The organism is Lysinibacillus sp. GJ-1, assembly GCF_021166035.1.
In the GTDB taxonomy this organism is placed as follows: Bacteria; Bacillota; Bacilli; order Bacillales_A; family Planococcaceae; genus Lysinibacillus; species Lysinibacillus sphaericus.
Genome location: NZ_CP088912.1, coordinates 3,105,533 through 3,122,986, shown reverse-complemented (window position 1 = coordinate 3,122,986; position 17,454 = coordinate 3,105,533). Strand labels below are relative to the sequence as shown.

Genomic DNA, 17,454 nt, shown 5'->3' with positions numbered 1-17,454 from the left:
AATTGAAGGGGAACAGCATGAAAAGACTACGAGTTTTTGTTGTATCTGATTCAGTCGGCGAAACTGGGGATCAAGTAGCCAAAGCCGTAATTAGCCAGTTCCGACCAGGCTTGGAAAATACGATTATTCGGCGCTTTCCACATATTCAAACAGAGGAGCTTGTTCGAAAAATTGTGTGCCTCGCTGCAAAACAGAAGGCATTTGTTGTCTATACACTTGTTCGACAAGACATGCGTACATTACTACATGATTTATGTGAGAAAGAAAAAGTACATGCTGTAGATATTTTAGGACCAGCGTTGAAATCGATGGCAACCTTTATGGAAGAAATGCCATTAGAGACACCGGGCATTGTGCATCAACTTGATGACGACTATTTTAAAAAAATTGAGGCGATAGAATTTGCGGTGAAATACGATGATGGCAGAGATCCACGAGGCTTATTGCAAGCTGATATTGTACTTGTGGGTGTTTCACGTACATCAAAAACGCCTCTTTCACAGTATTTAGCACATAAACGTTATAAGGTGGCAAATGTACCATTAGTCCCGGAGGTCGCGCCACCAGAAGAATTATTTAAAATCGATCCGAAGAAATGCTTTGGTTTAGTTATCTCTCCTGATAAATTAAATTCAATACGAAAAGAAAGATTAATGACGTTAGGGTTAAATGATGATGCCATCTATGCTCAGCATGTCCGTATTTTAGAGGAGATTCAACATTTTGAACAAGTTGTTGAGAAAATAGGTTGTAAAGTGATTGATGTAACAAATAAAGCTGTAGAGGAAACAGCGAATATTATTATTGAACAGCTAGCAAGTTGTAAATAAGAAACCAAATTGTGTAAACCACCTCGGGGTAGTAGAGGCGGTTTTTTTGAGTGGGTTTTGAAATTGGTATAGATAAATACTAATTTTTGTTTTATAATAATAAAATTGTGGTAAAAATATTTAAAAAGAGAAAAATCCTATTTTTTTGTCGAGAAATAAAGGATTTTTAAAACGGATATCGAATTGTGTTCTAGAACGTAAATTAAAGATGGTGATGAATTTGGCAGGGAAAATACCAGAAGAAGTGATTGAGCAGATTCGTACACAATCGGATATTGTCGATGTTATTAGCGAATATATGCAGCTAACAAAGCGCGGGCGCAATTGGTTTGGTCTCTGTCCTTTTCATGGAGAACAAACGCCATCTTTTTCTGTGTCAACCGACAAACAGATTTTTCATTGTTTTGGTTGCGGTGCAGGCGGTAATGCCATTACTTTCGTCATGGATATCGAAGGGATTTCTTTCCCAGATGCAGTCGTCAAACTAGGTGAACGTGTGGGTGTACATTTAGATGTTGGTCCAACTTTGCCTCAAGCGACGACAAAGATTTCAAAAGCGGAAGAAAGGATGAAAGAAGCACATGCTTTTGCGGCAGATTTTTTTCATCATTTATTGCTGAACACAGAAGATGGGGAAGAGCCTTTAAATTATTTGCTAGAAAGAGGATTTACAAGGGAACTTATCGAATCTAATAGCATTGGATGGTCTCTCCCAAGCTTTGATGCATTAACGATATTGCTTGAAAGAAAAGGTTATAACTTACAAGAAATCGCAGATAGTGGTCTAGTAATCAAACGTGAAGGAGAAGAACGCTATTTTGATCGTTTTCGGGGACGTATTATGTTTCCAATTCGTGATGAGAACGGTAAAATTATTGCCTTCTCAGGGCGAATTCTGTCATCGACAGGTGAAGAGGCAAAATATTTAAATAGTCCAGAATCACCAATTTTTCAAAAGAGTGAAGTGCTATATAACCTAGACAAAGCACGAACCTCTATTAGAAAAAATCGTCAAGTAGTGTTGATGGAAGGTTTTATGGATGTTTTAGCTGCATCTTCAGTTGGTGTAACAAATGCCGTAGCAACAATGGGTACTTCGCTTACGAATCAGCATATCACAAAGCTAAAGCGCTTAGTAGAGCAAGTTACGATTTGCTATGACGGTGATAATGCTGGATTTGATGCGGCGAAACGAGCGGCACAGTTATTACAAACGGAGCGCATGAAAGTGAATATTGCGGTGATACCAGATAAACTAGATCCTGATGAGTATATTCAAAGTCTAGGTGGACAGGCTTTTAAGGAACAGATTTTGGAAAACCCACATACGTATATTGCTTTTATGATGATGCATGCTAGACGAAATAAGAATTTTCAGTTTGAAAATGATACGCTTCAATATATTCAAGAAGTACTCGAACAATTAGTGGGTAGCTCCTCACCGATTGAACGAGATTTGTATATCCGACAGCTATCGAATGAAACAACGATTTCGGAAGAAGCGATTTATGCCCAATTCCGAAAACTAGAGGCAAATCAGGTACGCACTGCGAAAGTGGAAATGCCAACGCATACACCTTCGATGCCAGTCACGCAGCGACAAAAGCCTATGGACGCAGCAGAACGTGCCGAACGTTTATTACTGGCTCATATGCTTCATAATATAGATGTAGTGGACAGGGTATTACGTAGTGAGCAAAAAGAGCCTTTTGTACGAGATGCATATATGGCAGTTTTTGTTCGATTGGTAGGATTTTATGAGGAATATGGTCATCCAGATTATCAGCGCTTTGTCGAGATATTAGATGACGCTGAATTACGCAAAATTGTGATGGAAGCTGCTTTAGTGGAAAGGGATCCAGACCAAGCAGAGTCAGAGGTTACAGATTCTATTCGACAGCTTCAAAAATATAGAATTGAGCAGGAAATTCATCAAAAGATGCATGAGTCAAAGGAAGCGGAGAAGATGCACGAGTATGCGCGTGCACTTGAAATCGCCCAACAGATTATTCATTTAAGAAAATCGTTATCGGCGATTTAACCCGATTCGGTTGTTTAGAAGGAGGAAGGTTTATGGCGGACAAGTCTGAACGTTCAAAAGAGGTAGAAGTAGAAATTACATTAGATGAAGCAAAAAAATTACTACAAGAAAAGGCGAAAACAGAAGGTGAAATTTCAATGAAAGAAATTTCAGAGAAATTACTGCCTTATGAGTTGGAAAATGAAGAAGTTTTTCATTTCGCTGAAGATCTTGAAAAACATAAAGACATTCAAATTATCGGTAAAGAAGAATTTGAAGAAGAAAGCTTAATGAAAGAAGAAGCTAACGAAGAAACGTTCGATTTAAATGATTTAAGCGTACCACCAGGGGTAAAAATTAATGATCCTGTTCGTATGTATTTGAAAGAGATTGGTCGTGTAGATTTACTTTCTGCTGAGCAAGAAATTGCACTGGCAGAACGTATTGAGCAAGGGGATGAAGAAGCGCGTAAACGTTTAGCTGAAGCGAATTTACGTCTTGTTGTATCAATCGCCAAACGCTATGTGGGCCGTGGAATGTTATTCCTTGATTTAATTCAAGAGGGGAATATGGGACTTATTAAGGCAGTTGAAAAATTCGACTATCGTAAAGGTTTTAAGTTCTCCACTTATGCAACATGGTGGATTCGTCAAGCGATTACACGTGCGATAGCGGACCAAGCACGTACAATACGTATCCCTGTGCACATGGTAGAAACAATTAACAAATTAATTCGTGTGCAACGTCAATTATTACAGGACTTAGGTCGTGAACCGTCTCCAGAAGAAATTGGCGAGGAAATGGATTTAACACCTGAAAAAGTACGTGAAATTTTAAAAATCGCGCAAGAACCAGTATCTCTTGAAACGCCAATCGGTGAAGAAGACGATTCACATTTAGGGGACTTCATTGAAGACTCAGAGGCTCAATCTCCTTCTGATCATGCAGCCTATGAATTGTTAAAAGAACAGCTAGAAGATGTATTAGATACATTAACAGACCGTGAAGAAAACGTACTACGTTTACGTTTTGGCTTAGATGATGGACGTACACGCACGTTAGAAGAAGTAGGGAAAGTATTTGGTGTAACACGTGAACGTATTCGTCAAATTGAGGCAAAAGCACTTCGTAAATTGCGCCACCCTTCTCGCAGTAAACGTTTAAAAGATTTCTTAGAGTAAAACAGAACTTCAAACTTATATATGCAAACCCCGCCACTTAAATTTTGTAGCGGGGTTTATTCTTTATAAGCTATTTTTAAAGTAGCTTTCCTTCTTTGGGACATTTAGCAGTTTGAACACTATTAAACCATGTTAATTTAACATAATGATATAAGAGATGTAAAAATACATAATTTGAACGGATGATAAGTTCCGTTTTTTGCGACTTTTTACAGATGTTCTTTCTTTAATTGTGAGATAAAATTGTAGTACAACCATTATTAAGCAATGTTTGGAGAAAATACGATGACAAATCCACGGAAAAAAATTATTTTAAATGAGATATTGTTTTGGAAGCAAAATAAGCTATTACCAGAGCACTACTGTGACTTTCTAGCCACTCTTTATGCAGAGGGAAATGATGTGGAAGAGCTAGAGGAAGCAACTCATAAACAGGCAGTATTGCCTTTAGAAAAACGAAAAATGATGTTCTTCATAGTGGGATTATGCTTGGGTATGCTACTGCTCTTGTATATTTATTTTACAGTCACTTCTTTATTGCTTTTATTAACAGGTATTGTAGCCATTGCTACAATTACATTATTCATAATGGCTTTTCAAGTTGCGACCAAAAATAACTTATTAGCACCTGTCTTTCATATTATTGCTGCTATCTTGTTATTTAGCTTATCTATTCGCATGTATACTACATATTTTAGTGGAAATAATACTGTGCTGTTTGTCATTATCGCTGCAAATTGTGGGGTATGGCTAGTATCAGGTATCAAAATGAAGTTGCTTTATTTCACAGTATCTGGTGGTCTCGGGTTATTAGCACTTATTGGTTATTATTTGTATAATTTTATGTAAAAAAATACACCGCTATGACGAACTTTTCATTCATAGCAGTGTATTTTATTTTTGTAATATAGTAGTATGACTTTTTTAAAAAAGTATAAATAGAAGAAAAAATAGAAAAAACATCGAATAATAATATATCAAAATAATAGTATAACCTATTTGTGAAATTGTTAGGATAAATCAACAGCATAATAGGACATAAAGGTTTTATACGACAGCTATTAAATTTTTCATTGGACGTATATGATTGCCAATATGGTGGCAAAATATTGGCGAGAAGTGAAAGAGTTGAGTTATTAGAAGGTACATTATCAGTCCATATTTTGGGTTTAACAAGACATAATTTATCCAATTGATACAGAAATGTCGAAATTGTTACAAACAAAGGAAAACTTAGCGAATGGGGCTTTTCGTTTCTTGTTTAATGCAGTACAATATTAGATGTTGACTGATTCTATATTATAATAGAAGTAGACTTATTATGAGGAGGGGAAACATATGAAAAACAATCCAGTCGTTCCTTACATCTTGATTCTGGCATTTGGTATAGGTCTTATTTTCTTCATGTCTTTACAAGGCGCAGATAACAAGAAAGAAATTGCTGCTGAACAAGAGGGCGGTGGCGAAACTACAGAAGCTAATGATGATGGTTCTGCATTAGTACAAACTTGTATCGGTTGTCACGGTGGTGACTTAACTGGTGGTGTTGGTCCAAACCTACACGGTTTAGATGAAGCTCGTATCGTAGACGTGTTAACAAACGGTATCGAAGGCACACCTATGACACCAGGAATGAAAAACGAAGCGGAAGCAAAAGCAATCGCTGAGTACATTTCTACTCTAAAATAGTTTTAAAAAATGGCTGTACTAAAAAGTGTCTTTACGCTTTTAGTACAGCTTCTATTATGATGGAGTTGCTCAAAAATCTGAGACAACTCCATTTGTTTTTTTGTTCAACATCATACATACTAGAGTGGACTCTATATTTATAAGGTAGGCGGTTTAAAATGAACGCACAAAAATTATCAAAACGTTTAGAAACAGTGGCAAAATTTGTTCCAACTGGTGCGGTTGTAGCAGATATTGGCAGTGATCATGCATATTTACCATGCTATTTAATTCATAAGGGGATTGCTGCGAGCGCAGTAGCCGGCGAGGTTGTAAAAGGACCATATGAATCGGCGCTAGGACAAGTAAAAAAAGAAGGGTTAACGGAGAAAATTACTGTTAGACTGGCAGATGGCTTAGCTGCAGTGGAGGCAACTGATCATGTAGATACTGTAACAATAGCTGGCATGGGTGGACCACTCATTGTGTCGATATTAGAGAAACATCCACAAAGCTTACAAGGTGTTACACGTCTGATTTTGCAACCTAATATTCATGCAAAAGTTATCCGGGAATGGGCTTTAACAAATAATTGGGGCATTCTCGATGAAGATATTTTAGAAGAAGATGAAAAAATTTACGAAATTCTTGTCTTACAAAGAGGAGCGATGACGTTATCTCCATCGGAAATCTTATTTGGTCCTAAATTATTGTTACGTAAAGCACCAGCTTTTTTAAAAAAATGGCAACGAGAAAAAGAAAATTGGCAACGTGTTTTACAGTCCATTGAAGGGGCAGAGCCAACTCTTGAAATTGAGGAAAAACGTGCGGAATTAACAGCACTACTTGATTTAGTGGAAGGAGTTTTATAGCATGAAATCAGTAAATGGTCAGGAAATTATACAACTATTTGAATCATGGTCACCAAAGCATCTTGCATGTATGGAGAATGATCCAATTGGACTTGCCATTGGAACGTTAAATAAACCTGTAAACAAAGTATTAGTGACATTAGATGTGAATGACGCCGTAGCAGACGAAGCGATTGCCCAAGGCTGTGAACTGATTATAGCGCATCATCCGCCTATTTTCCGTCGACTAGCGAATATTCGTACGGACAATCCCGCTGGACAATTATACGAAAAACTTATTAAACATGATATTGCGGTCTATGCCGCACATACAAATTTAGATGTAGCGGAAGGTGGCGTCAATGATTTATTAGCTGATGCATTGCTGCTCGAAAATCGCTCTATTTTAGAGGAAACTTATGCTGAGGATGTTTTAAAACTAAGCGTTTTTGTACCGACTGCCGATGCAGACGTGCTGCGTGAGGCATTAGCAAAAGCGGGAGCAGGTCGTTTAGGTTCTTATGAAGCGTGCAGTTATACATCGAGTGGAGAAGGGCGTTTCCGTGCACTTGAAGGGGCAAATCCGCATGTTGGTTCTATTGGAGAATTACATGTCGAGGAAGAAGACAAAGTGGAAGTGGTTTTGCCCGCGTCCATTAAAAACCGCGTATTGAAGGCACTGTTAAATGCCCATCCATATGAGGAGCCTGCGTATGATATCATTCGCTTGGAGCAACAAACGAATCGTATGGGATTAGGTCGTGTTGGCTATTTACCAAAAGAAATGCTGTTACAAGATTTTGCAGAGTTTGTAAAGAAACAACTAGATGTACCAACTGTTCGTGTTGTCGGCGATTTGCAGTCAACAGTAAGAAAGATTGCACTAGTAGGTGGAGATGGAAATAAGTATATTTATACGGCAAAGCGTGCAGGTGCCGATGTCTTTTTAACAGGCGATATGTATTTCCATACGGCACAGGATGCACAAGCAATTGGTTTGCAAATTGTAGACCCAGGTCATCATGTTGAAAAAGTAATGATTGCGGGTGTTGCGAAAAAAATGGCAACATTGTGTGAGACCAAAAAATATAGAGTAGAATTTGTCCAATCTACTATTCATACAGAACCATTTTTATTTGTTTAAGAGAGGGAATACATGTGGCAAATGGGAAACCTGCTGGGAATAATGCAGGCAAGTTATGGATTATTATCGGCTTACTAATTGCTGTGTTTGGTGGCGGTATGACACTTATGACAAATATGATGAATGAGAAAAAAATAGATGCCATGACTGCGCAATGTGAAAACGATGGAGGCAAAGCCATCGTGTCAAAAGAAAAGAGCTTTCTAGCAACAAATTATTCGTTTGAATGTAAAAAATAGTATGATTCGCGTATGAATGAACGCAACTTTTAAAGGAAGTTCCTTTAAAGGTTGCGTTTTTTTGCTATGGACTTACAGATAAATCTACTATTTTTTATTGTTATATAAATATTTAAAATATATTGATTTTTCTATCATCTTATGCTATATAAAAAATAATTAAATGAGAATCCATTGAGAATGTAAATTGTAGGAATGTGGAACAGTGTTGACGATAACAAAATGCTAGAAATAGGAGGTATATTTCTATATGAAAAGAGGCGATAAAATTAAAAAGATTCCAGCACCATATATTTATCTAATGCTAATATTTATTTCGTTACTATCATTAATCAGGGATTATGAAAGTAAGCCTATTTGGATAAAGATTTTTGCGATACTTGGCATTTTAGGATTTTCAGTATTCACATATTTGGAGAGAGATAAATTTTTTAGAAAGTAAAGTGTTCTATTAATTTCTATCCATTACATAATAAAAAATAGCCATAATTTCTTCCTTGTCAAATGAAAGGAGGTGAGCCATATGTTAGCCAAAAAAACTGTGAGGGTGAAAATAGTAGTGTTAGCGTTGATGGCATTATTGTTATTGCCATCTGGCGTTTTGGCAGTGTCCCATAAAGCTATTCAGGAACCTTTAATTGCTACAACATCAATGGTTGCCACACAAAGTGATCAATTCAACCGCGGAGACATTTCCCGTAAATGGCTAGCACCAGGACCAATCACGCAATATCCACATGAAGGTGGAACTTGGGAGTATGGATTTTGGGATGTTAAAGTTCGTTCCTACTACACAGTGGATCGCTGTCATGGAAGCACAGTAGAGTTGAATGGTAATCGATCAAGATCAGCTGATACTGCAGCAGGACAAAAATCCATTGCTGAACTTTGGGCGGTGCAGTATCCTACTCACGTTGATCGATATTACTATCGAGTATGCGATTAATTACTAAAGATTCCATACTTTAGAGGCTTGGAATGTCTTTGGCAGTAGGCTTTCCAAGCTTCTCAATTAAGTATTTAGGAGGAGTGGTTATGCTTAAAAGAGCAGTGCAACTGACATCTTTGATTTGTGTAATGATGCTGTCTCTGCTTATTTTTCAATATACCTCACTTGTCCAACAGCGGTTGCCATTAGGCACTACGAATCAATTTGATTTAAATCTTGCTGAAACCACTATTGCAAAAGATCAATTGGTTTCGGATCTTAACCGACTAACAGATCAATATAATGCAATTGTAGTCAAAACTTCAGTTGATCCAGAAAACTACGACAACAAAAAAGATATTCTCTATTTTGGGACTGCTATACCAGCATTTCATGGTTTGCTTATAGAGCACAATGCGATTAAGTGGTTCGAATCTGCTTTAACAGGTGAATTGCTTTCAACTGCAGATATAGGCACCCGTTCTTTATCTGGCACCTATGCTTTTAACGCTGGAAAAGATTTTCAAGAAGCACTGAAACATTGGGCGCAACAGCATCAAATTAGGATTTTATTTGTTCAAGAACCATCGCTACTTACAATCGTTTATGCATATTTATTTCAAAATGGTATAGGAAATGCTTTGCTCGCTTCCTTGCTGTTATTAGTAACGACCATTATTACTTGGATATTTCAACATGCAAAAGCAAGGTCTATTCGATTATTAGGTGGTGTTAAAGCAGGGAAAATTCATGTGGAAGATACAACGACTATATTATCTTTTATCTTTGTCGGATTTTTGTTAGGTTTGTTCATTTCATTAGGCTATGTAGGTGTCGTAAAGGACATTCGACAAATTCCATTCGTATTGAATCCTCTACTACTTTGTCTAATGCTATTCTTAATTGTTGTTGGCATCATCACAGCATTGCTTTCGCTAACTGCTAGTCCAAAAGCTGCCCATATAGCCAAAAGACAAATTCCGTTGAAGCGGTTTTTCGTAATGGGAAAGCTAAGTCAGGTTCTTGTTATGATTTTATCGCTAATTGTTATACCGACCATCATCACCTCTTTACTAATAACCAATCAACTGTCGAAAGAATATGCGCTTTGGGACAAAATGCACAATATCGTTCGGCTATCAATGTTTGACTTGGATTCATTAGAACAAGAGTCGACTCTTCCCGAGGTAGAAGCTTTTTTTTCTAAAATGCAAGAAGCTAATAATTTAAGTCTTTCTTTAGTTATCAATAAAGCGATTTTTTTAGAGTCACATCAAATGGGAGGATATGATCATATTATTATAACAGATCGTGCTTGGATTGATTTGCTAGAAATAGGTGTGGAAACAGAAGGCAAGGGCGGGAAACTCATTGCAAAAAATGATAAAGATTTACCAGATGAATTGGCATCGTTTTTAGAAGGGCAAATTCCGTTATGGACGAAACATAATGATGTTTATCCAGCGCAAGGTTTGACTTTTTACGAATATAAGGGAATGAAATTTCTTGCATTACCACCAAATGTTGGTTTAGCAGGTGAAACAGTGCAAGCAGAAAATCCGTTAGTTATACTGATAGATGGTCATCTAACAGACATTGTAAAAACGAAAGGGTTCTTAATATCTTTAGCTTCTAGCGGAAATATCGTTTTTTTTGATGAAGATCATTTACAAGCCGCTTTAGCTAACTCCGTTATGAAATCTTCTATCACGTCGATTAATGGGATAGCAGACGTTGCTTTGGAAACGGCTCAAAGGTTTAAACAACAATACGTTTACTATATTGTAGCGGGACTGCTAATTTTCGTAACAATGCTGTTGACTGCTGTATTGAATGGCAGACTATGGGCTGGCACGAATGGTAAACGTATTTTCACCTTGCACACCTTTGGTTACCCATACACATCGATTATTGGACCGGTTTTAAAGCGACAACTATTTATCATCATTCTAACAACAATTGTCGGTTCTGTAATTGGTTATTTTATACACTATGTGCAACTTAGTGTTTTACTTCCATCTGCATTGATTGTCGGCTGTTTCTATCTGATAGGTAGTACTATTTCCTTTAAAAATTCAGCAAAACAAGCATTTTATCGTACGAGTCATCGGTACAATTAAATGTACTAAAGGAGTAATTGATATGATTATTAAAACACAAAAAATTGGCATTGAAATTAGTGGAAAAACGATTTTTTCTAATATTTCCTTAGAGATCAACCCGAATGAAATGATTGCCATTACCGGTCCATCTGGTAGTGGCAAAACAACACTTTTAAATTGTTTAGGGCTTATCCAATCAGTTAATAGCGGGGACATCCTAATAGAAAATCAAAATGCTAGTAAATGGAAGGAAAAAGAAAAAACAAGTTTTTGGAAAGATAAAGCGGCATTTATTTATCAAGATTATGGGATTATTGAGGATGAAAACATTAGTTATAACGTGACATTAAATAAGCAACAAGCAAAGGCAAAGATTGTGGAGGAAGTTCTACATACGGTTGGACTTGGGGGAAGAGGTCAGGAAATGGCGGCTGTGTTATCAGGAGGAGAAAAACAGCGACTAGGCGTAGCGCGTGCAATTTATAAGAAGGCTTCAATTATCTATGCGGATGAACCAACAGCATCACTTGATCAAATGAACAGAGAAGTCATTATTAATCTACTAAGAAAGTGTAGTGAAAACGGTGCTAGTGTGATTATTGCAACGCATGATGAAAGGCTTGTAAGTGTTTGTGATCGAAGTATTAATTTGAATCCATTTATGTAAAAGAAGCGAAACGGTGGAATATTGTTCTGGTGTTCCAGGGCTTCATGACAACCTACATTTAAATGTAATAAAAATAAAAATTCACTATACAAATTTCTACCTTCGTCTATACTTGATTTAACGCAATGCAGAAGGGGGTGGCGAAATGTGTTTATTCGTTTAACTAAGGAGCAACAAGAACAAATCATCGCCGATATACAACGCTTTTTCTATAATCAACGTGAAGAGGATATTTCCGATTTTGAGGCACAAAGGGTATTTGATTTTGTAAAAGAGAATATTGCTCCATATATTTATAATGCAGCCATTTCAGATGCAAAATATGTAGTGGAAAGTCAATTATCAGTGCTGGACGAAGAACTTATCGCTTTGGAACGCCCGATAAAAATAAAATGACAAGTAAAAGAGAAACAATGCAGCAAATTGTTTCTCTTATTAGTATTTCAATTTGGTATACATTGGTTTAAAAACAAAAAAATACAATTAAATAATTGACAAATAGAAGGAAGATATGGTAATTTTATCTCGAATTAAAGATAATCGACTCCAAAGTATATAACTCCAAGATAAATTTGTACAAAGTATATATCTTGAATTCAAGATTTAAAGCCTGCTTTATCGTATTTTTATTGAATAAAGTGCTGTTGTCTTGCACACCATGGCTAAGAGAATGCGTTTTACAGGCTGTTAATACACTTTCGTTATTATTAAGGAGGAATAGAAATGTTGAAAATCGGGATTATTTTAGGTAGCACACGTGAAGGACGGTTAAGCCCACAAGTGGGGCAGTGGGTAAAGGAAATAGCTGAAAAACGCCGCGATGCAGAATATGAAATGATTGATATTGCTGAATTCAAACTACCCCTTTTAGGAGAGCCAGGTGGCGATGCTTCGGGCGCAGTTGCGTGGTCACAAAGAGTTGCTGCATGTGATGGTTTTGTATTTATTGTGCAAGAGTATAATCACTCTATTTCAGGAGCACTTAAAAACGCTTTAGATTATTTACGTCAAGAATGGAATAATAAAGCAGCAGGTATTGTGTCTTACGGTTCTGTAGGTGGTGCTCGTGCCGCAGAACATTTACGCGGAATTCTTGGTGAATTATTAGTAGCAGATGTTCGTGTACATCCTGCACTATCGTTATTCACAGATTTTGAAAATGGTACAGTATTTAAGCCAAAAGAGGTGCAAGCCGATTCAGTGAACCAAATGCTCGATCAAGTTATTCCATGGGCGAATGCTTTAAAAACCATTCGCTAAGCAGCACTAGCATACACCAGTATGCTAGTGCCAGTCACCCAAACAATTATGAAAATTCAAAGAAACTTCTCCATTGGATAATCAAATGCATTATGATAAAGGTAGCAGAATTCATTAGAAAAAAGTTCTGGCAAATACCTTGATAACATTCTAACAAAAAGTGGGGAAGTTTATGCAAATAGTAACTGTTCAACATTATGATGCATTTAGTACGGAGCCTAATAAGGGGAATCCTGCTGGGGTTGTAGTGGAAGGAAGCCAATACAGTGAGCAAGAAATGCAAGAGATTGCTAAAATGGTAGGCTTTAATGAAACTGCCTTTGCCTTGCCATCTAATCAAGCAGACATACGTATCCGTTATTTTACACCAGGGCACGAGGTGGATTTATGTGGACACGCCACAATGGCAACCATTTATGCTCTACAAACACAAGGGTTTTTAGCAAATAAATCAAGCATTACAATTGAAACGAAGGCGGGGATATTGCCAATCCTGCTGGAAGAAAAAGAGGAAAAGCTATACATAACAATGCAACATGCGGCACCACAATTCGTAGATTTTAACGGTTCTAAGGCAGCGCTTGCACAGTCGATCGGTTTAAACGAAGATGAATTACATGCAGAATTACCCATTGTCTATGGAAGCACAGGCTTATGGACTTTATTAATACCTGTCCAGCACTTAGCCTCGTTTGAAAAAATGAGTCCACAAACTGCTACATTTCCGTCTATATTAAAAGAAATGCCAACAGCATCGTTGCATCCATTTTGTTTACAAGCATTCGATAAGTCGGCAGATATGCATGCTAGACATTTTTCATCGCCATACTCTGGCACAATACAAGATATCGTAACGGGGACGGCTTCAGGCGTCATGGGAGCATATTACGCAAAGTACATCGATTCTGAAGTGTTATATCCAAAAACACTCGTTGTTGAGCAAGGTCAAGAGCTTGACCGAGATGGTCGCGTCCATGTTCATGTAAACAAAGTAGATGGTGAATTGGACATTTCAATCACAGGAACAGCTGTCTATGTAAAGGAATTAAAAGTCCAAATTTAAGTGCCAGTCACTCAAACAATTCTCACACAATTTCAAACAAAAGAGACTGTTCTTTATTAGAACAGTCTCTTTTGTTATACGTTCTTTACTTTTGTAGTATGTCACACACTCTACCTATTTGGCCATCTGTTAAACGAACTTTAATACCATGTGGATGGTTCGAGGAGTTGGTTAAAATATCTTTCACGATACCTCTCGTTTTAACACCTGTTCGCTGATCTTTTTTAAGAATTATATTGACCTCTATACTCGGATAAATATCTTTTCGATTTTGACCGTTCATACTGTACCTCACATTTATATAGCATGACTCAAATTATAGCATATGTGTCGTTAGTTACCTATGGCAAATAGAGATTGAAAAAGTGAGGCTACTAAAGCGACAAATAAAGTATCATCTGATTGAAACAGTTTAAAGACAATTCCTTCGCGACGAATCCCACTATCTACAAAGCTTGCACTCGCAATTTTTTCATCATTGCAATATAAAAATGCGGTTGAAGTAAAGTCTTTCTCAAAACGAAAGACGAGTCCATCCATTGTAAAGGAATAGGAAGATTCCAATAATTGAACCGTTTTTCGCTGAATAGGTATCATGCTTCCATCTGGCATGATTAAGTGATGGCTTACACCTTGTGTTATCAGTGTGGAACGCACTTGAAAAAGAGCTTCTCCTTTCGTAGTGCGCGTTTCATAGCGATGTGGCAACGATTGTTGTGTTGCTACTAGCGCAGCTACATTCAGTACTTTTACAATATTGGAACGTTCGACAGGTTGGAGAATACAAACTGTTTCATGGTGACTATTTAGGATAGGGTACTTTGACGGTCTATCAAATGCTTGGGAATATGTAAGTGTAAATGTTGCCATAAAAAAACCTCCAATTTACTTACTATACGAGTAAGCAAGACTGGAGGTTTCATTATTGAGTGTTGGGAATCATTTTAACTTTGTGCATGCTGTCTGCTCCGAATCGATGTTATTTCTTCCTGTGAAACGGCATTTCACTTTTTGTAATTTCACTACATTTTTTAATATATATATGATTAAATTAAAATAATAATAACAATAATATGTCTTTTTTTCTAAAAAAACTTGTATCATGCTTTTTTTATGTAGTAAAATTACAAATAAATTTGGGAGGTGATTTTCAATTGTTAAGCTTTGAAGAAAGAATTAATAGCAAAATGAGCTCGCTAACTATTTCTGAGAGGAAGGTAGTCGAGCAGCTAAAAATGCATGAGCAACCCTTTTTGCTGTCAATGAACGAACTTTCACTATTAAGCAAGGTGAGTGAGCCGAGTGTTGTTCGACTGTATAGAAAGCTTGGATATGCTAGTTACCAAGAGTTAAAAGTAGCACTTGCTCAAGAACAAGTAAATAACGGTATCACATCAATAGGGAATTACAATGAGATTAAGGATGAAGATCTTGCTGATGTTGTTTTCGATAAAATGGCCGATCAGCTTGCCACAGCGATGTCGATGACGAAAGAAAAAATAAACGTTCAACAGATGGAAGAAGCGGTTCAAATTATCTCAAAAGCAGACAGAGTGTTTTTTTTCGGACAAGGTCTTTCTGGTAACATTGCAGAAGACGGTGCTCATAAATTTATGAGAATGGGCGGTACGACAATTGCTGTAAAGGATCCACATTACCAAGCGATTTATGCTAACCATATGTGTAAAGATGATGTTGTCATTGTCATATCGCATTCTGGAGAAACAGTCAATATTATAGAGGTAGTGAAAATGAGTCAAAAAAGTGGAGCGTTTGTCATTGTTATTACATCGAATTCAAACACAACGCTTGCTCAAATGGCTGATACGTTGCTTCTTACGCAGGCGCAAGAGACAGAAAAGCGATCGGATGCGATGGTCAGTCGCCTCGTGCAACTTGCTTTAATTGACACCTTATTTACAAGGGTTGTTGCAATCGGAGGGAGTCATGTAAAAGAATCCATTAATCGTTCAAGATTAGCTGTTACTAGAATGAAGAAGTAAATGATAAATAAAATGTAAGCGTTGTCACCTTAACTAACTTTTTACTTAAGGAGGATACACTACAATGTTAACAGGTCATACACTCATTTTTGGATTTGTTCTTGCTTTAATTGTTTTATTTGTCCTTATTATTAGATTCAAATGGGATGCCTTTGTCTCTCTTTTAGTGGTTGCCCTTGGTCTTGGCTTATTGTCAGGCATTCCTGCGAAAGAAATCCCTGGCATTATCGCTACCGGATTTGGCAATACACTAGCTGGTGTTGGTATTCTAATCGGACTTGGAATATTATTTGGTCAATTTTTAGCATCATCAGGGGCCATTAATAAAATTGCTACTGGGATGCTAAGCGTCTTTGGGGTGAAAAAATCTCCTTACGCTATTGCAATGACATCGATTACTGTTTCAATTCCTGTATTCTTTGATGCAGCGTTTATTATTTTACATAAATTAATCCAAAATATTTCTCTTAAAACAAAAATAGCACTTTCTACTTTTGTTGCAATTCTTTCGATTGGATTAATTACTGCCCATAGTTTAATTATCCCGACACCAGGGCCATTAGTGGTTGCTGACCAAACAGGCTCGGATATCGGAGTATTTCTTCTTTATGGATTGCTTGTTTCCATTCCTGGCGTACTCGTAGGTGGCGTCATGTATGGAAAGTTTATAGGGAAGCGCATTGCAAATAATGGACGTCTTGATGATTATGAAATGTCTGAAGGAAATAGCACAATTGCTGACAGAAAAGAAATTTCAACAGTTCTTTCATTTAGCATACTCGCTTTACCAATTATTTTGATTTTATCGAACACATTCATGAATTTACTATTCAGAGGCAACCCAGAACATTTCGTTCCGACCTTTTTTTCCGTTATTGGAGATAAAAATGTTGCACTGTTAATTAGTTTAGTTGTCGCAATGTTTGCCTTAAAGCCATACATCAAGGAAGATTCTAAAACTGTGTTTGCCAAAGCGTTTAATCAAAGCGGTTTGGTCATCCTTATTACTGGAGCAGGTGGTGCCTTTGGTAAAGTGGTTCAAGAAACAGGCATTGGTGATTTACTTATTGCTATGATGCAAGGGCTTAATATGCCTGCCTTATTACTTGCATTTTTATTTTCGCAAATTCTTCGTGCATCGCTTGGGTCTGCCACGGTTGCGCTAGTGACAACATCTTCAATCATGGGTCCGATAGCGACGGAACTTGGCGTATCGCCAGTCCTATTGGGTCTTGCAATTTGTGCAGGCGGGGTCGGTTTATCACTTCCTAACGATTCAGGTTTTTGGGTAGTAAGTAAATTTGGACGTTTATCTATAACAGAAACAATAAGAGTTTGGACAATTGGGGGCTTCTTATCAGGTGTAACCGTATTACTATTCGTCTACATTCTCAGCATATTCCAAGGGATTTTACCAGGGTTATAATTTACTTGTTTAATAGCGTTGCTTTAGATACGAAAAAGGTATTTATCACTGATTAATAAACAACTAGATTGG

At 37.1% G+C, this 17,454-nt stretch carries 19 protein-coding genes; 17 read left to right on the top strand and 2 right to left on the bottom strand.

The features are described 5' to 3' along the window. Positions 1-17: 17 nt before the first annotated feature. From LO754_RS15475 to LO754_RS15405, 15 genes are all read left to right on the top strand, one after another. Positions 18-830, top strand: a complete 813-nt coding sequence (locus LO754_RS15475) for a pyruvate, water dikinase regulatory protein (protein ID WP_024363021.1) — start codon at positions 18-20, stop codon at positions 828-830. A 208-nt stretch (positions 831-1,038) separates the two neighbouring features. Next, positions 1,039-2,871: a DNA primase gene (gene dnaG, locus LO754_RS15470; protein WP_231786338.1), complete on the top strand. Its 1,833-nt coding sequence runs from the start codon at positions 1,039-1,041 to the stop codon at positions 2,869-2,871. A gap of 32 nt (positions 2,872-2,903) precedes the next feature. After that, positions 2,904-4,031: an RNA polymerase sigma factor RpoD gene (gene rpoD / locus LO754_RS15465; RefSeq protein ID WP_024363019.1), complete on the top strand. Its 1,128-nt coding sequence runs from the start codon at positions 2,904-2,906 to the stop codon at positions 4,029-4,031. A 285-nt stretch (positions 4,032-4,316) separates the two neighbouring features. After that, positions 4,317-4,880, top strand: coding sequence for a hypothetical protein (locus tag LO754_RS15460; protein WP_231784740.1), 564 nt, complete (start codon positions 4,317-4,319; stop codon positions 4,878-4,880). A gap of 489 nt (positions 4,881-5,369) precedes the next feature. Next, positions 5,370-5,720, top strand: a complete 351-nt coding sequence (cccA, locus tag LO754_RS15455) for a cytochrome c550 (RefSeq protein WP_024363017.1) — start codon at positions 5,370-5,372, stop codon at positions 5,718-5,720. Positions 5,721-5,878: 158 nt separating this feature from the next. Continuing rightward, positions 5,879-6,571, top strand: coding sequence for a tRNA (adenine(22)-N(1))-methyltransferase (locus tag LO754_RS15450; protein ID WP_231784739.1), 693 nt, complete (start codon positions 5,879-5,881; stop codon positions 6,569-6,571). Position 6,572: 1 nt separating this feature from the next. Next, on the top strand, positions 6,573-7,694 hold the full coding sequence (locus LO754_RS15445; RefSeq protein WP_231784738.1) for a Nif3-like dinuclear metal center hexameric protein: 1,122 nt from the start codon (positions 6,573-6,575) through the stop codon (positions 7,692-7,694). A gap of 14 nt (positions 7,695-7,708) precedes the next feature. Next, the gene (locus tag LO754_RS15440) at positions 7,709-7,933 is read left to right on the top strand and encodes a hypothetical protein (RefSeq protein ID WP_024363014.1); all 225 of its coding nucleotides are present in this window, start codon (positions 7,709-7,711) and stop codon (positions 7,931-7,933) included. 250 nt (positions 7,934-8,183) lie between these two features. Then, a complete protein-coding gene (locus LO754_RS15435; RefSeq protein WP_231784737.1) occupies positions 8,184-8,375 on the top strand; it encodes a hypothetical protein in 192 nt (63 codons plus the stop codon). Between the two features lie 81 nt (positions 8,376-8,456). Continuing rightward, positions 8,457-8,879, top strand: a complete 423-nt coding sequence (locus LO754_RS15430; RefSeq protein WP_231784736.1) for a lactococcin 972 family bacteriocin — start codon at positions 8,457-8,459, stop codon at positions 8,877-8,879. Positions 8,880-8,968: 89 nt separating this feature from the next. Continuing rightward, positions 8,969-10,981 (top strand): hypothetical protein, encoded by a 2,013-nt coding sequence (locus LO754_RS15425; RefSeq protein WP_231784735.1) that lies wholly within the window; start codon positions 8,969-8,971, stop codon positions 10,979-10,981. 22 nt (positions 10,982-11,003) lie between these two features. Then, on the top strand, positions 11,004-11,630 hold the full coding sequence (locus LO754_RS15420) for an ATP-binding cassette domain-containing protein (protein ID WP_231784734.1): 627 nt from the start codon (positions 11,004-11,006) through the stop codon (positions 11,628-11,630). Between the two features lie 147 nt (positions 11,631-11,777). After that, positions 11,778-12,026 carry a DUF2164 domain-containing protein gene (locus LO754_RS15415; protein WP_231784733.1) on the top strand — a complete coding sequence of 83 codons (249 nt, stop codon included), beginning with the start codon at positions 11,778-11,780 and terminating at the stop codon, positions 12,024-12,026. 327 nt (positions 12,027-12,353) lie between these two features. Then, a complete protein-coding gene (locus LO754_RS15410; protein WP_231784732.1) occupies positions 12,354-12,890 on the top strand; it encodes an NADPH-dependent FMN reductase in 537 nt (178 codons plus the stop codon). A gap of 172 nt (positions 12,891-13,062) precedes the next feature. Then, the gene (locus LO754_RS15405; protein WP_231784731.1) at positions 13,063-13,953 is read left to right on the top strand and encodes a PhzF family phenazine biosynthesis protein; all 891 of its coding nucleotides are present in this window, start codon (positions 13,063-13,065) and stop codon (positions 13,951-13,953) included. 85 nt (positions 13,954-14,038) lie between these two features. Here LO754_RS15405 and LO754_RS15400 read toward each other — a convergent pair whose 3' ends face one another. Both LO754_RS15400 and LO754_RS15395 read right to left on the bottom strand, forming a co-directional pair. Further along, entirely contained in the window at positions 14,039-14,236 is a 198-nt protein-coding gene (locus tag LO754_RS15400) for a YwbE family protein (RefSeq protein WP_231784730.1), read from the bottom strand. A 50-nt stretch (positions 14,237-14,286) separates the two neighbouring features. Continuing rightward, on the bottom strand, positions 14,287-14,823 hold the full coding sequence (locus LO754_RS15395; protein ID WP_025220017.1) for a tubby C-terminal domain-like protein: 537 nt from the start codon (positions 14,821-14,823) through the stop codon (positions 14,287-14,289). Between the two features lie 284 nt (positions 14,824-15,107). Here LO754_RS15395 and LO754_RS15390 point away from each other — a divergent pair, with 284 nt between their 5' ends. Both LO754_RS15390 and LO754_RS15385 read left to right on the top strand, forming a co-directional pair. Beyond that, the gene (locus tag LO754_RS15390) at positions 15,108-15,956 is read left to right on the top strand and encodes a MurR/RpiR family transcriptional regulator (RefSeq protein ID WP_024363004.1); all 849 of its coding nucleotides are present in this window, start codon (positions 15,108-15,110) and stop codon (positions 15,954-15,956) included. A gap of 64 nt (positions 15,957-16,020) precedes the next feature. Beyond that, positions 16,021-17,382 (top strand): GntT/GntP/DsdX family permease, encoded by a 1,362-nt coding sequence (locus LO754_RS15385; protein ID WP_231784729.1) that lies wholly within the window; start codon positions 16,021-16,023, stop codon positions 17,380-17,382. Positions 17,383-17,454 lie beyond the last annotated feature (72 nt).

What these genes read in the sequence shown, in the direction of transcription:
- LO754_RS15475 (WP_024363021.1), top strand. Translation starts at nt 18, where the DNA reads ATGAAAAGACTACGAGTTTTTGTTGTATCTGATTCAGTCGGCGAAACT.
- LO754_RS15450 (WP_231784739.1), top strand. Translation starts at nt 5,879, where the DNA reads ATGAACGCACAAAAATTATCAAAACGTTTAGAAACAGTGGCAAAATTT.
- LO754_RS15425 (WP_231784735.1), top strand. Translation starts at nt 8,969, where the DNA reads ATGCTTAAAAGAGCAGTGCAACTGACATCTTTGATTTGTGTAATGATG.
- LO754_RS15410 (WP_231784732.1), top strand. Translation starts at nt 12,354, where the DNA reads ATGTTGAAAATCGGGATTATTTTAGGTAGCACACGTGAAGGACGGTTA.
- LO754_RS15405 (WP_231784731.1), top strand. Translation starts at nt 13,063, where the DNA reads ATGCAAATAGTAACTGTTCAACATTATGATGCATTTAGTACGGAGCCT.
- LO754_RS15385 (WP_231784729.1), top strand. Translation starts at nt 16,021, where the DNA reads ATGTTAACAGGTCATACACTCATTTTTGGATTTGTTCTTGCTTTAATT.
- cccA (WP_024363017.1), top strand. Translation starts at nt 5,370, where the DNA reads ATGAAAAACAATCCAGTCGTTCCTTACATCTTGATTCTGGCATTTGGT.
- LO754_RS15445 (WP_231784738.1), top strand. Translation starts at nt 6,573, where the DNA reads ATGAAATCAGTAAATGGTCAGGAAATTATACAACTATTTGAATCATGG.
- LO754_RS15420 (WP_231784734.1), top strand. Translation starts at nt 11,004, where the DNA reads ATGATTATTAAAACACAAAAAATTGGCATTGAAATTAGTGGAAAAACG.
- LO754_RS15395 (WP_025220017.1), bottom strand. Translation starts at nt 14,823, where the DNA reads ATGGCAACATTTACACTTACATATTCCCAAGCATTTGATAGACCGTCA.
- LO754_RS15460 (WP_231784740.1), top strand. Translation starts at nt 4,317, where the DNA reads ATGACAAATCCACGGAAAAAAATTATTTTAAATGAGATATTGTTTTGG.
- LO754_RS15400 (WP_231784730.1), bottom strand. Translation starts at nt 14,236, where the DNA reads ATGAACGGTCAAAATCGAAAAGATATTTATCCGAGTATAGAGGTCAAT.
- LO754_RS15430 (WP_231784736.1), top strand. Translation starts at nt 8,457, where the DNA reads ATGTTAGCCAAAAAAACTGTGAGGGTGAAAATAGTAGTGTTAGCGTTG.
- dnaG (WP_231786338.1), top strand. Translation starts at nt 1,039, where the DNA reads ATGGTGATGAATTTGGCAGGGAAAATACCAGAAGAAGTGATTGAGCAG.
- LO754_RS15435 (WP_231784737.1), top strand. Translation starts at nt 8,184, where the DNA reads ATGAAAAGAGGCGATAAAATTAAAAAGATTCCAGCACCATATATTTAT.
- rpoD (WP_024363019.1), top strand. Translation starts at nt 2,904, where the DNA reads ATGGCGGACAAGTCTGAACGTTCAAAAGAGGTAGAAGTAGAAATTACA.